The 13,595-nt window shown below is 73.0% G+C and carries 9 protein-coding genes; all 9 read right to left on the bottom strand.

The window, feature by feature from the left end; genetic code table 11:
- Positions 1-11: 11 nt before the first annotated feature.
- Entirely contained in the window at positions 12-521 is a 510-nt protein-coding gene (locus tag ACFU6K_RS01670; protein WP_380660270.1) for a phage baseplate assembly protein V, read from the bottom strand.
- A gap of 94 nt (positions 522-615) precedes the next feature.
- Positions 616-1,773: a hypothetical protein gene (locus ACFU6K_RS01665; protein WP_380660269.1), complete on the bottom strand. Its 1,158-nt coding sequence runs from the start codon at positions 1,771-1,773 to the stop codon at positions 616-618.
- A complete protein-coding gene (locus ACFU6K_RS01660; RefSeq protein ID WP_380660268.1) occupies positions 1,766-2,128 on the bottom strand; it encodes a hypothetical protein in 363 nt (120 codons plus the stop codon). The genes ACFU6K_RS01665 and ACFU6K_RS01660 overlap by 8 nt, the downstream gene beginning before the upstream one ends.
- The gene (locus tag ACFU6K_RS01655; protein ID WP_380660267.1) at positions 2,125-2,772 is read right to left on the bottom strand and encodes a hypothetical protein; all 648 of its coding nucleotides are present in this window, start codon (positions 2,770-2,772) and stop codon (positions 2,125-2,127) included. The genes ACFU6K_RS01660 and ACFU6K_RS01655 overlap by 4 nt, the downstream gene beginning before the upstream one ends.
- Positions 2,769-3,374 carry a hypothetical protein gene (locus ACFU6K_RS01650; protein ID WP_380660266.1) on the bottom strand — a complete coding sequence of 202 codons (606 nt, stop codon included), beginning with the start codon at positions 3,372-3,374 and terminating at the stop codon, positions 2,769-2,771. Before ACFU6K_RS01650 ends, ACFU6K_RS01655 begins: the two co-directional genes overlap by 4 nt.
- A gap of 14 nt (positions 3,375-3,388) precedes the next feature.
- A complete protein-coding gene (locus tag ACFU6K_RS01645) occupies positions 3,389-9,733 on the bottom strand; it encodes a DUF4157 domain-containing protein (RefSeq protein WP_380660265.1) in 6,345 nt (2,114 codons plus the stop codon).
- Positions 9,730-10,116: a hypothetical protein gene (locus ACFU6K_RS01640; RefSeq protein WP_380660264.1), complete on the bottom strand. Its 387-nt coding sequence runs from the start codon at positions 10,114-10,116 to the stop codon at positions 9,730-9,732. The genes ACFU6K_RS01645 and ACFU6K_RS01640 overlap by 4 nt, the downstream gene beginning before the upstream one ends.
- Positions 10,107-12,107, bottom strand: a complete 2,001-nt coding sequence (locus tag ACFU6K_RS01635) for an ATP-binding protein (protein WP_380660263.1) — start codon at positions 12,105-12,107, stop codon at positions 10,107-10,109. Before ACFU6K_RS01635 ends, ACFU6K_RS01640 begins: the two co-directional genes overlap by 10 nt.
- Before the next feature lie 41 nt (positions 12,108-12,148).
- A complete protein-coding gene (locus ACFU6K_RS01630) occupies positions 12,149-13,417 on the bottom strand; it encodes a DUF4255 domain-containing protein (RefSeq protein WP_380660262.1) in 1,269 nt (422 codons plus the stop codon).
- Between the last annotated feature and the right edge of the window lie 178 nt (positions 13,418-13,595).

The raw sequence follows: 13,595 nt of genomic DNA, 5'->3' as shown, positions 1-13,595 counted from the left end.
CTCTCCCCCCGTCAGGTCACGCTCAGGGCGTCCTGGTTGATGGTCACGGTGGCGCCGACGAGCGCGATCGAGGCGCCCTGGCCGTTGCTGATCCGGATGCCCGAGTCGTTGATCACGATCGAGGCCCCGCTCGGGGTGCGCAGCGTGATCCCCGTGGTCGGGTCGTCGGACAGCACGATCACCCGCCGCCCCGAGGTCTCCAGCACCATGTTCGGGACGCCCGGCGGCCCGGTCGTCGCCTCCACCGGGACCTCGGACGCGGAGCCGTACCAGCAGCCCGTCCAGATCGGGTAGCTCTGGTCGCCCTGCTCGAACTCCAGCCACACGCCCGCCCCGACCGGCGGCACCGCGTAGTGCCCCATGCCCGGGCCGGCCACCGGGAAGCACGGCATCGCCCAGGTCGAAACGGCGTCGCCCAGGACGTCGGGGACCTGCGCCTGGATACGGCCGATCCCGAGCGGGTCGGTGTTGTTCACCACCGTTCCCCGGTACTTGCCGAGGTAGCGGGTCGGTTCGGCCATGCTGGCAACTCCTGCCGGTCGGGGCGGCCTTGCGGGACTTCGGCTCTCTGCGGTGCTGCGGTGCTGCGGTGGTTCGGTGGCGCGGACTCCGGTGTTACGGGACGACGGTCGGCTGGAGGGCGATCAGGCCCTCGCGGGCCAGGGTGAAGTTCTGGGTGTACGAGCCGCGCTTGAGGTTGTGGGTGACGCTCTTGACGAAGTACAGGCCGTCATAGGTGATCCCGGCGCCGCGGACGCCGACCAGTTCGCGCGGCCGCAGCACGTGCCCGTACCGGACGACGTCGAGCTGGCCCGAGCCCGAGACGGAGTCCGCCGACTGCATCGCCTTGGCGATGGTCTCGGCGACGGCCTGCGAGGTGTCCTTCTTGGCGGTGTCGGCGATGACCTTCTTCTTCAGCGCCGGCGCCGGCCTGAGCGCGAGCGGCGGCCGCAGGATGCTGACCTCCGGCACCGGCAGGATCGTCGACACCTTGGTCGCCGGCAGCTGGATGCGCGCCTCCGGCTCCTCGCGGGCGGTGCCGTCGAAGGCGAAGGTGAGCTGGTCGACGTTGGACAGCGCGTCCATGTTCACGTTCAGCGCGTGCTGCGGGACGCCCAGCCGGACCTCCGGCCCCCAGTAGGCGCGGCTCATCCCCGGGACCGGCCCGGGGTCCAGGTAGAACACGTAACCGTTGGCCTTCGCCAGCTCGTTGACGTAGCCGAGGTCGGTGCCCTTCTGGAAGTCGATCCGCCGGGTCGGCATCGGCGTCTGCGGCACCAGCTCCGGGACGACCAGCGGCATCATGCCGTACTGCCCGTACTTGCCGATGATCGCGGCGACCCGGGCCGCCGGGGACATCGCGGGGAAGGGCACGCCGGCCTGCTCCTCCAGGTCCATCAGCACCGTCAGGTCCTCACCGGTGACGGTGAGCGTGGACTGGCCGGGCTGGTTGCTGATCCCGACCTCCTGGCGGATGATCACCCCGTCCATCAGCACGGCCGGCGTCCCCGTGACGACGGCCATCAGCACGACCCTGATCTTCGGGTCGAAGAAACCGCCCGGCAGCAGCGCGGTGTTGATCAGCCCGTTCTTCGACAGGTCGAAGGCCAACTGGAACCCGCTGCGCTGCCCCGACGCCACCGTGACCTGCGCCGACAGCAGCGCGTCGGTCACCGGCTGCGGCACCGGCACCGGAATCTGCGGCCCCATCAGCAGGCTGAGGTGGATCGACCCGATCGCCCCGCCCCCCGTGACCGCCGAGGCGTCAACCATTCCCCACCCCCGGCCCGGCCCCCGGTACCGCGCCGGGCAGGGCGATCACGATCCGCCGCCCCGGCGTCGCGGTCAACTCCCGTGGATCGAGGACAGGGTTGGCGTCGGCGATCCGCCACCACTGGTCGGCGCTGCCGAGGTAGCGGTAGGCGAGGAGGTCGGGGCGGTCCCCGGCGCTGACGGTGTGCTCGGCGAGCGGGGTCAGCCCGTCCGCACTCGGCAGCAACCGCCGTCGCAGGTACGGGACCTGGCGCCCGTCCGGCTCGGTGTGCAGCGCGACCGGGATGCCGTGATAGCGGCTGGTCAGCGGATACGGCGACGGCGCGGGCAGCGCGTTCAGCGGGTCGACGGTCACTGGAACCCCCCGCCCAGCCCGAGCGCGCCCAACCGGCCGTCGGCCGCGGCACCGCCCAGCCGCTCCTTCTGCGCCAGGTGCGCGAGATACAGCTCGGCCCCGCGGTGCCCGGTCGGCAGATCGCTGACGGTCAGGACGCGCAGCCCGATCGCGACGGCCGCCCTGATCGGGTTCAGGTCGATGTCGAACGCCTCCTCGGTGATGGTCAGTTCGGTCAGCCGCACCGGCAGGATCCGCTTCCCACCCCAGGTGAACAGGGTCAGCGGCGCCTCGATCGGCGTGACCTCCAACGTGCCGAGCGCGGCCAGCGCCTGGTTCGCCCGCACCTGGTCACTGGTCGGCTGCACCAGCAGTTCGAGCGTCGCCAACTGCGGATGGATCCCGTTCGGCGCCGGCACGTCCAGTTGGTCGGTGGCGTCCAGCTCCGCCGTGAACTTCCAGCTCTCGACGGCCGGCCCCTTCAGCCGCAACGCCTCCGTCCGGTCCCCGCTCCCATCGGCGCCCGCCACCTGCGGCGCCAACGAGCGTTCGAGGCTGTCCGGATTGAACTGCAGCACCACGACCCGCTGCGGAGTCCCCCGCAGCGGATCGACGACGACCAGCCCGGCCCTGATCGGCTTCGGCGCGTCCGTGTACCCGGTCACTCCCGTGCAACTCCCATGTTGTCGAACGCCGCGAGGATCGAGCGTGCACGGTCCCGCAGGTCCTGGACTTCGTCATTCTCGGAAACGGACTCCAACAGCGGGCGGAGGCTCGGGTACGCCGCGTAGAGCGATGCGAGGATCGACATGTCTCGGACTTCCTTCGCGGCGTCCTCAAGACCGGCGGCGATCCGTGCGAACACATCACTGTCGATGCGGGTGGGCGCCCCTACCCCCAGCCGGATGAGTGCCAAGCCCCGTCGAATGGGGTTTTCGGCGAGATCGGCTTGCTCGACGAGGTCTTCCAGGTTCCACACCGGGAGCTCTTCCTCGGCAATGCGCGCATAGTGCTCCAGGATCTGCAGGTTGGAGCCGGAGGTCTGGACATACCGTTGCCCGGCAAGCTCGTCCTCCACGTAGTGAATCTTCACCGCGGGCCCACAGGACCAGGTGATCTTGTATTCCCACTTGGCCTCCGGATCCAGCCAGCCCTCTCCGACCCGCGGCCACGCGTGGGCCGCGCAGAAGGCCTCGACCTCGGCCTCCCCTGGGCCTGGTCGGAGTACGCGTCGGCGGGAGCCGAACTCGATGTCACCTTTACTCATACCGCTCACCATGTTCAAGTCGTTGACCCACTGTGTTTCTCCCAAAGCTTTTCAAGTCTGGCGCGGATGAGCTTCTCCAGCTGGGCGAGCCTCGCTTCGACGACTTGCGGGCTCTCTGCCGCGAGACCCTCCAGTTCCTTCGCCCAAGCCTTCAGGTCGTCGACGCTGGCGAGCCAGGCGCGGAATATTCGGAGCTGCCTTCGACGCATGTCGGACTTTTCCTGGCCGGCCTTGCTGTCCGTGTTGTTGAGCGGGCGCTTGAGGGGATTCCCGCGAGCGCCAACGGGATTGTCCCAGTGCTTCTGGACCGTCTCCATGTGCTTGTGGAGGTTTTTCCGGATCTTCTTGGCCTTCAACTCGCGCATCGGGAAGTCCCGCGCGAACTGCAGAAGATCCGAGTAGTCCACCTCCTCGTCACCGAGCTTCAGTTGACCGTGGCCTCGTGAGGCCATGTCAAGACCCATGGTGGTCAGTGCGAACGTCGCCGGGTCGCGGCCTCCCTCCACCTGGAAGTGCCACTGTGCGAGTTCAGCGGCATTCTGTTGGTGTCGGCCTTCGGGCCTGCCTCCGGAGATGACGGACAGGGCGCTGGTTGCCAGTGCGCGGCGCTCCGCAGGAGTCCACTCGTTCTCCAGCTTGGTCGTCCACTCGTTGTGCTTGAGGGCGGCCGACTTCAGGGTATCGCCCTCCCGCCAGGTCCAGTGCACCAGTTGATCTTCCCGTTGGACCTTTCCCGAATAGGACGGTCCCTGGTCCCGTCGTACGCTGGCCAGGATCCGATCGTTGTCGCGATACTCCACATAGCTCGGGATGTTCATGGCATCGCGAGCAGGAATGCTCTGGACCATTCCGGATGCCTGGTACGGAGTCTGGGCGACATCGACCTCGAACCGTTCGACAGTCTGGCGCTTCTTGATGTTCCCCTTGCTGACCAGCTGGCCAAGTTCGGACGTGTCCCTTGCCGCTGATGCCGGCTCGGGTAGAGCCCGTCCGCCGTTGGCCTGCAGGGCCCTCGCGCGGTACTCCTCGCCGATTTTGTTGATCATCAGGACCACGCGGTCGGCAATGTCGACATCGATCCCGTCGACGGCGGTTTCCTGCGGATTGAGCTTCGCCAGTACGTGAAAGGCGGAGGAGCCGACCTTGTCGAGCCCGGTGAGCCGGTACCAGACCCGGAGTGCCCTCAGCACTGCGCTCAGGACCTTGTCCGGCAGCCCTCGGCCGAGCAGCCGGTGCAGTCTCGGGCGCAGACGGGCCAAAATGGCTGCCAGGCGCTGCTGCTTCGCCTCGGGCGAGTTCTCGCGGGCGCGGCGTTGGGCGCGCTGTTGCTGGCGCTTCTGGTGCCAGGCGCGGAGGCGGTCGCGTTGCTTGCGGTAGGCGTCGCGGATCCTGTGGGCGCCGTTGGTGAGGGCGCGGCCCAGCTTGCTGTTGAGGAGTTTGCGGCCGAGGGTGCGGGCGGCTGTCCGTACCCGGTTGAGGGCGGCCTTGACGGTCTGGCGGGAGGAGTTGAGGGCGCGGCCGACGGGGGAGGTGGGGCGGCGGGGGGCGGTGGGCTTGGGGCGGGTGGTCTCGCGGCGGGGGCGTCCGGTGGTGGCGGTCGGGCGGTGTTCCGCGTGCTGCACGGTGTGCCGGGCGGGTCCGGTACGGGCAGGACGGGCGGGACGGGTGGGGCCGGGCCGGCGCCGCAGGGACTGGGTGGCCCGGCGCAGGCTCGCGCGGGCCTTGTTGACGGCCCTGCCCGCCGCCTTGCGGGCACCGCGACCCGCCCTGGCCAGGCCCTTGAGGATCCGCTGGGCGATCCCCCTGAGCTTGGTGCCGACGGCCTTGCCGGCCCCCTTGAGCTTGCTGAGCAGGAAGTTGGAGATGAAGTCGAGCAGTGCGACCACGCCCGCCGCGACCGCGTCGGCGAACAGGCACGCGGCCGATCCGGACTTGACGGCCTTGAGGAAGGCGACGAACTTCCCGATCGCCGCGATGATCTTGCTGATGGTGTTCCAGGCCGCCATCAGCCCCTGGATGATCGCCATGATCGCGCCCGCCGCCGGCACGATCATCGACACCAGCTTCTCGACGACGATCGAGACGATCATCCCGGGCAGCGCGGCGACGATCGCCTGCCAGGCCATCCGTCCGATCTGGGCCATCGAGATGCAGCCCTTGACCAGCACGTTGACGAGGGTGGACGTCAGCCCGACGACCGACTCGACCTTCTCGTTGAACCAGGTCCGCACCGCGCTCTTGATCGCGCCCCACAGGTAGTGCTGGATGCCGTCGACCGCGGCGGTGCCGAGCTTCTTCAGCCAGCCGCCCGGGTCGGGAGCGATGTCGCCGATCAGGGCCGCGAACTCGCCGAAGACCGCGATCGCCTTCTGGACGAAGTCGATCGCGTCCATGACGGCCTTGCGGACCGCCTCGATGGCGGCCTTGAGCCCCGCCTCCAGCGCGTCCAGCAGCGCGTTCAGCCCGGCGGCCAGCGCGTCGAGCAGCTTGTTGACGGCGTTCTTGAGCCGGTCCGCCCACTCGTTGACCTTGGCGATGGCCTTGTCGCGCCACTCCTCGATCTTCTTGCGGAACTTGTCCCGCAGCTCGGGGAAGGCCGCCAGCAGGACGTCGCAGATCCTGATGAGCGCGTCCGCGAGCTTGTCGATCAGCTCGACGGCGAACTTCCGCGCCTGGTCGATCGCCCAGTTCGCGAACGTCCGGAAGCCGTCGATGATGCCGTTGATCAGGCCGCGGAAGAAGTCGAAGACCTTGGTGACCGCCTCGACCAGTGCGTCGAAGGCCGCCTTGACCTTGGACTTGACCCAGCCCCACCAGCCTTCGGACTCCTCCTTCTTGCGGTCCTTCTCCTTCTGTGCCTTCTCCTCGGCCTCCTTCCGCTTGTCCTGGATCTTCTGGTTGTCCTGCTGCCGGCGGTCCTGGACGTCCTTGTCGGCCCCGGCGCGCTTCCTGTCGATCTGGCCGGTCTTGTCCGTGTGCTCGGCACCGGCGTCCTGGTCCGCGGTGGAGATCTTCCCGTCCTGCTCGGTGCGCCACTGCTCGCGTTCGGCCTTGACCTTCTCGGCGGCGTCGCCCCGTTCCCCGGCCTGGGCCTGGGCGTTGTCGGCGACCGCCTGGTCGACCTCGGCCTGGTTCTGCCGCCGGGCCTCGGCCTCGCCCTGCTTCTGCTTGGACTGTTCGGAGCCCAGTCGGCCCTGGCCCTCGCCGACCGCGGCCTGGATCTGCGGGCCGCGCTCCTGCTGGGTGACGATGCCGATGCCCGGCTTGGTGTCGACCGCGCCACCGGCCCCGGCACCCCCGCCCTTGCCGCCGCCGCCCGGGACGGAGGCGGTGAGGGTCTCCTTCGGGACGTCCGGGTAGATCCGGTCCTCGCCCATCGGCTTGGCGGTGTCCTCCCGGCCGACGCCGAGGATCCTGCCGGAGCTCTCCTTGAGCTTCGCCGCCTGGTGATCGGTGCGTGCCGGGTCGCTCTCCCCGGTCAGTTCGACCTTGGGCGCGGGGCCGACCGTGGTGTTCAGCGCCGGGTCGGTCGAGGGGACGCCGTCGACGGCGACCTGGGCCTGCTGCACCTCCTGCGCCGAGACCTGGTTGCCCGCGTCGTCGGCGACATTGGGCGGGGCGACCCGGTCGCCGGGGTTCCGGCCCTCGACCTTCTTCTGATCGGCCGTCTGCTGCCCGCCGTCCGCGCCCTGCGGACCGACCCGCTCCAGCCGCTCCGTCACGGCCTCGGCGGGCGGCGCGGCCTCGGGCGCGCCGGACTGGGTCTGCGGCGCCCCGGACGGGCGCTGGGCGGTCGGCGGGGCGGCCTGCAGCCGGGCGTGCTGCTCGCCGACCGTACGGTCCACCGAGCCGTCCACGCCGTCCAGGGTGGTGGCCATCTGATCGGGCGGCAGGCTCGCGGCGGTGGCGAGCGCGCTCTGCGGGTCCTGGCCGGAGACGTCGGGCGGGGCCGGTTTCTGCTGTTGGTCCTGCCCGCCCTGGGCGCCCCCGGCGGCGGCTCCGCCTCCGCCCCCGGCCGCACAGCCGCCACCGGCGCCGCCGGTGCCGTCCTGCTCCGCCTCGGTGGTGGGCTGCTGGGGGCCCGCGCAGGTGCCGCCGCCCGCCTCCAGGGAGGCGTCGGGGGCGGCCTGGGCGGTGAGTCCGCCGGACGCGTCGGCCTGCTCGGCGGCCGGGCCGGGGGCGGCGTCGAGGGCGGCGTCGGGGGTGGCACCGGGTGCTGCCCCGGGGGCACTGTCGAGGACGGCGCCGTCTCCGCCGACCGGCCCGCTGCCGTCGACCGGACCCGGCGTCGCGGGGGCGGTACGGTCCGGGCCGCCCGGCTCGGGCGAGGCGGCCGTTTCGGGGGCCGCTTCGGACGCCGTTTCGGGTGCCGGTTCGGCCTCGCGCGCCGCCTCGGCGGGGGCCTCGGGCTGCGGCGCCTCCGGAGGGGTGGGCTCGGCGGGGGCCGGGGCCGCGGCCGGGTTCGCGGTGGGTTCGGGGCCGATCTCCTGCTCGACCGGCTGTTCCGGCTGGAGGTCGCGGGCGCTCCGGTCCTCGGCCTCGGTGGCCGGGGTGGGCTCGGGGGCGGCCTGCGGTGCCGCGCCGGGCTGCGCGGGCTCGGGCTGGGCCTGCCCGGACGGAGCCGGGGCCGCCTCCGCGTCGTCCTCCGGCCGGCTGTCCCGTTCGGCCTGCACCTGGTCGGCCTTGGTCGCGGGCGGCTCGGGGAACTCGGGCGCCTCGGCCTGCGCGGGGGGCGTGCCGTCCGCCGACAGCGTGAGCTGATCGGCCGTCGGGACGGCGGACACGTCGAGGTCGGCGGAGGGCAGGAAGTCGCCGGGTTTGAGCTCCGGTTCCGGGGTGGCCGACGACTGCCGCTCCTCGCCCGCGGCGGGCGCGTCGTGGACCTCGGAGTCGGCGCCGGGTTCCATGCCCAACGGCCGTTCCTCGTCCGGGGCTTCGCGCTGCTGGTGGTCGCCTTCCAGCAGCCCGTGCCGGGCCAGGGGACTGTCCTCGGCCCGCGCGATCGCGTCCAGGCGCTCGGGCTTGACGGGCGAGGGCTGCGGCAACGGCCCGGCGGCGGGCTCCTGCGGCTTCGTACCGGCCGAGGGCCGGGTGCCGACGCCTTGCTGCTCGGCCTCGGGCGAGCCGAGTGCGGAGGCGACAACCGGCTGGACGGCGCCCTCCTCGGCCGCCACCGGCGCCTGCTCCGCGCCTGCCGCCGGCGCCTCCTCGACGGCCGACGGCTGGGCTTCCGCCGGGAGTTGGGCCTGACCGGCCTCCGGCTGTGCGGGAGGCTGTGCGGCCTCGCCCTCGGCTGGTGGCGTCTGCTGCTCGTCCTGCTGCCCGTCCTGCTGCTCGTCCTGCTGGTCCGGGCGTTCCTCGCCGCCGTCCTTGTCGTCCTTGTCGCCCTTGGCGTCCTCGCCCTCCTGGTCGCCGTGGCCCTTGCGGTGCCTCCGGTGCTTGCGGCGAGCCTTCGGGTCGTCCGACTTCCCTGCCTCGTCGTCGAGTTGCCGCTTCCGGTCCCGCTCCTCGCGGTCCTCCTGGTCGGTCCGGTCGCGGTCGTCGGTGGTCCGGTCGGCGGCATCGGTCACCGGCTCGGGGGTCTGCGCGGCGTCCACGTCGGCCGGGCGGTGCTCGGCGGCCTCGACCAGTTCCAGCACCCGGGTGTAGTCCGAGGAGGGCAGCAGGTCCGCCAGCCGGTCCAGTACGGAGGACTGCAACTCTGGCGCGAACCGGGCGAGTTGGAGGCGCACCCGGCCGGAGGAGTCGGTCGGGTCGCCGCGCAGCGAGCGCAGGATGCCGGACGCCAGCCGGTCGACCAGGGTGGCCGGGTCGAGCCGTTCGGTACGGAAGCGGTCGGCGTCGACGGTCGCGTAGCGGAGCCAGCCCGGTGTGGCGCTGGGCGTCGCCGTCGTCGGCCGGCCTTCGGCCGCGCCCTGCTCCGCCTCGCGTTCGACGGCGTCCTGCGGCAGGCTCACCGCGCCCAGGTCGCGGCCGGCCCGCAGCGCGCCGAGCGGGTTCGGGGCCTGGATGGTGTGCAGCAGCTCGTGGGTGAGCAGCCGGCGGCCGTCCTCGGCGGCCGGCCGGTACTTGCCCTCGCCGAAGAAGAGGTCCGGGCCGACCGCGACGGCGTCCGCGCCGATCAGCTCGGTCAGCGCGGCGGAGTCCCGGTCGGTGTGCACCCGGACCCGGCTGAGGTCGTGGCCGAGCCGCGCCTCCAACTCCCGGCGCACGCCCGGGTCGAGCGGTTGGCCCGCGCCGGAGACGATCTCCTTCGGCTCGGGGGTACGGGCCTTCGGGGCCCGGGTCTTGCGCCGGGCCTGGCCGCCCTGCTTGGCGTCCTGCGCGGAGTCCCGTACGGAGGCCTTGAGTTGCGTCACGTCCGCCCCCGTTCCACGTGCGGCCCGCCGCCGGATCGATCGCCGCCCGACAGCCGACCGCCACCCAAGAGCCGACCGCCGCCCGACAGCCCGGCGTGCACCGCGCGGGCGAGCGCCTCGCCGAGCCGCTGCGGTGAGGCGCCCGCCGGCAGCGGCGGCAGCCCGGAGAGCAGGTCCAGCGCGCGGTCACCGGCCGCCGCGAGCGGCACGCCGCGCGTCTCGACCAGGCGGGCCAGCTCGCCGCGGAACGCCGTCGTCAGCCGCTCGTGGTCGATCCGCTCGAAGCCGTCGAGGACCAGCTCGCCGATCTCGACCTCGATCCGCCCGGCACCCGCGTGCTCCGGGGTGCCCGGCCCGCCACCGTCCCGCGCGTTCACACCCATCCGCCGACCTCCGAGGGTGACAGCGAGCGCTCCAGCTTCAGGTACTCGGTGCGCGCGGCGGCCAGCATGTGCCGCATCTGGACCGGGCAGCCCTCGTCGGCGGCCAGGAAGGCCGCGGACAGCGCGATGTTGCGGATCGAGCCGCCGGCCACGGTCAGTTGGGCGAGCCGCTCGGGGTCGAGGCCCTCGCTGGGGGTCCGTCGGGGGATGACCCGCCGCCAGATCTCGGCGCGCTCCGGCACCCCGGGGAACGGGAAGTCGACCACGAACCTGATCCGCCGCATGAACGCCGGGTCCAGCGCCTTCTTCATGTTGGTGGTGAGCACGGCCAGGCCCCGGTAGGCCTCCATGCGCATCAGCAGGTAGCTGACCTCCAGGTTGGCGTAGCGGTCGTGGCTGTCCTTGATCTCGCTGCGCTTGCCGAACAGCGCGTCGGCCTCGTCGAACAGCAGCAGCGCGCCGCCGCGTTCGGCCGCGTCGAAGACCCGCCGGAGGTTCTTCTCGGTCTCGCCGATGTACTTGCTGACGACCTGGGAGAGGTCGATGACGAACAGGTCCACCCCGAGCCGCCCGGCGACGACCTCGGCCGCCAGCGTCTTTCCGGTGCCCGACCCGCCGGCGAACAGCGCGGTCACCCCCAGGCCGCGCCGCAGCACCGACTCGAAGCCCCACTCCTGGTAGACCGTGCCGCGTCGGCGGACGTGGGCGACGATCTCGCGCAGCGTCGCGCGCTGGCGCTCCTCCAGGACCAGGTCCTCCCAGTCGGCGCGCGGCTCGACCCGCCGGCCCAGCTCGTCCAGGGACATCCGGGCCTCCACCAGCCCGGCGTGCCAGGCCAGTTCGCCGACGTCCCGGTCCTTCCCGGCCGCCCGCCGGGCGGTTGCGGCGGCCGAGCGGATCACATGGCCGGGCAGGGAGAACTGGGCGGCCAGCGCCCGGAGTCCGTCCCCGGCGATGCCCGGCGCGCCGTCCAGTGCCTCGGTCCAGATCCCCAGCTGCTCCTCGGGGCCGAGCGGGGGCACGGTCAGCCGGGTACGGTCGGAGGCCCCGGCCGGCCGCGGCTCGTCGCCGGACACCACCAGCGGCACCGCCAGGCTCGCGAGGAAGGCCTCCGCGCCGTTCGGGGACCGCGGCTGCTCCCGGGCCGGCTCCCCGTCCTCCACCAGCAGCGCGGCCGGGATCAGGATCGCCTCCCGCTGCCACAGCCGGGCGAGCTGCTCGCGCTCGGCGGGCTCGGTGGGCAGGTCCTCGCGGTGCGCGACGTAGAGGCCGAGCCCCGAGCGGTGGGCGGCCGCCGAGGCGATCTCCCAGCGGGTGCGGCGGTCGGCGCCGCTCAGCTCGGCGTGCGGCGGGCCGGTCAGCCCGGCCGCGGACCACCCCCGCGCCAGCTCGGCCGCGCACCGCTCGTGCGGGTCGGGCAGTTCGCCGGGCGGCCCGACCCGGGTGAGCAGGCCGTGCAGCCGCACGTCCAGGTACGGCACGCCGACCAGGAAGTGCAGCACCCGCTCGTCGATCCGCAGCCGGGAGGCGGTGAGCGCCGTCTCGTCGTCCAGCTCGACCAGCCGGAAGCGGCGCAGCGGGCCCACCGGGGTGAGCGCGCTCCAGTGCGGCCGGTCCAGGGCGGCGAGGGCGAGCGAGAAGGTCGGGTACCCGCGCCCGGGGTCGCCGCCGGCCGCGGCGCACCGGGCGGCGGCGGTGGGGTCGATCTCGGGGGCGGCGGCCAGCACGAGGACGTCCCGCTCGAAGGGGGTGAGCCCGAAGGAGGCGGCGAGCGCGTCCAGGGCGGTGGCGGGCGGCCGGCGTGCGGTGCGGCGGGTGCCGGGGGAGGACGGCCGGCCGGTGCCGGGGGCCGCTGGCGAGGGCGGCTCGGTGGTACGGCCGGCCGCGTGCGCGTCGACCCGTTCGAGCACGGCGGCGACCGCGGCCGACAGCGACTGCCGGTGCGACTCGTCCGCCAGGCCGTCGCGGTCCTGCCTGCGGCGCGTTGCCATCTCTTCCCCCCGTCCCGTCCCTTGGTCGGTGCGTCCTGCGGTCAGTGCGTCAGGTCCACTACGGGGCCGGTGAAGGACCCGTCGCCGGACACGGTCAACTCGCTCGGCACGCCGTCCACTTGGACCCGTGCCAGGTACACCGCCGACCGGACGCCGGTGACCGGCACCCGGACCGCGAACGGGTCGCTGCGCGGCTGCGACGGCGCGGGCGCGCGGAACTGGTAGCTCGCCCCGGCCCGCCCGGGAGGCGGGCTCAACTCGTCGAGCAGCAGCAGGACTTGCTGGTCGTCCCGGAGCGGGAGGTCCAACCGGACGTCCAGCCGGGCCGAGACCCCGGCCGGCCCGTCGGCGCGGTCCGCCGTACCGATCGGCGCGGCGATCCGCGGCTGCCGGGCGAAGGTCTGGGCGTTGGACTCCACGGCGAGGTGGTCCGCGGCGGGCCGGCCGTCCAGCGCCAGGCCGTGCAGCACCTGCAGCTGGTACACGCCGGGCGGCAGGTCCGCCGGGACGGTCACCACCAGCCGGTCGTCCCGGACACCGCCCGGGTCGACCGTCACCCGCCGCCCGCCCAACCGGGCCACGACCAGCTCCGCGCGCAGACCGGAGCCGACGACCACCAGCTCCCGGTCCCTGGTCACCGGTCCTTCCTCGGGCGCGCCGGGGGACCCGGCCGGGCGGGAGAGCACCCGCTCGACGACCGGCCCGCGGGACGGCACGGCCCGTACGGTGCGGCGCAGCACCGGCTTGCCCGCCACCGGATCGACCTTGCCCTCCACGAACACGGCGGTGGCCTGGTAGGTCACGGACAGCGCGTAGGGGGTCTGGAGCAGCGTGCTCCACAGCTTGGACATCTCGTCGACGTCCATCGTGGTCGGCGTGAAGCGCACCCGCTGCGGCGAGGCGGCCAGGTCCGTCCCCACGAGGTACGGCTGGGCGGCCGCCTCCTCGATCAACTGCCGGGACAGCGCGGGCTGTTCGGTCAGCGTCCGGACCACGCAGCCGAGCAGCCGCTGGCCCACCAGCTGGGACTCCTCGCCGTAGCAGCTGATCAGGTAGTGCAGGTCGAGGGCGGCGGCCGGCCGGGTCAGCACGGTGCCGTCCGTCGCGCGGGTGGGCGCGTCGTGGTTGCGCAGCGAGGCGTTGGGCGTGACCTGGTAGAGGAACACGGTGATGGTCGGATCGGCCGGCGGTTCGGTCGGCGGCTTGCGGGTGCCGACCTCGACCGCGAACGGGATGTCGGGCGAGAGCGCCCGGGAGACGAGCAGCCGCAGTGCCTCGGTCACGGTCGCGATCGCGAGGTGGTTGCTCATGCGCCCGCCTCGCTTCGCTCGGCAGGAACATGCGCCCGTGCGCGCCGACTGACGGCTCGTGCGCCTTCTCGCCTGGTCATGGGCGCTCCCGGTCGAGGTACGCGCCCAGGTCGAGCGCGGGGGAGGGGCGGGCGGCCGCCGGGCGGCGCGGGCCGGCCGGGGCGCGTTCCGCGGCCCC

This window comes from Kitasatospora sp. NPDC057512 (assembly GCF_042802135.1).
GTDB lineage: Bacteria > Actinomycetota > Actinomycetes > Streptomycetales > Streptomycetaceae > Kitasatospora.
Note: the sequence above shows the minus strand (reverse complement) of the source record. Positions and strands in the feature narration are given on the sequence as shown.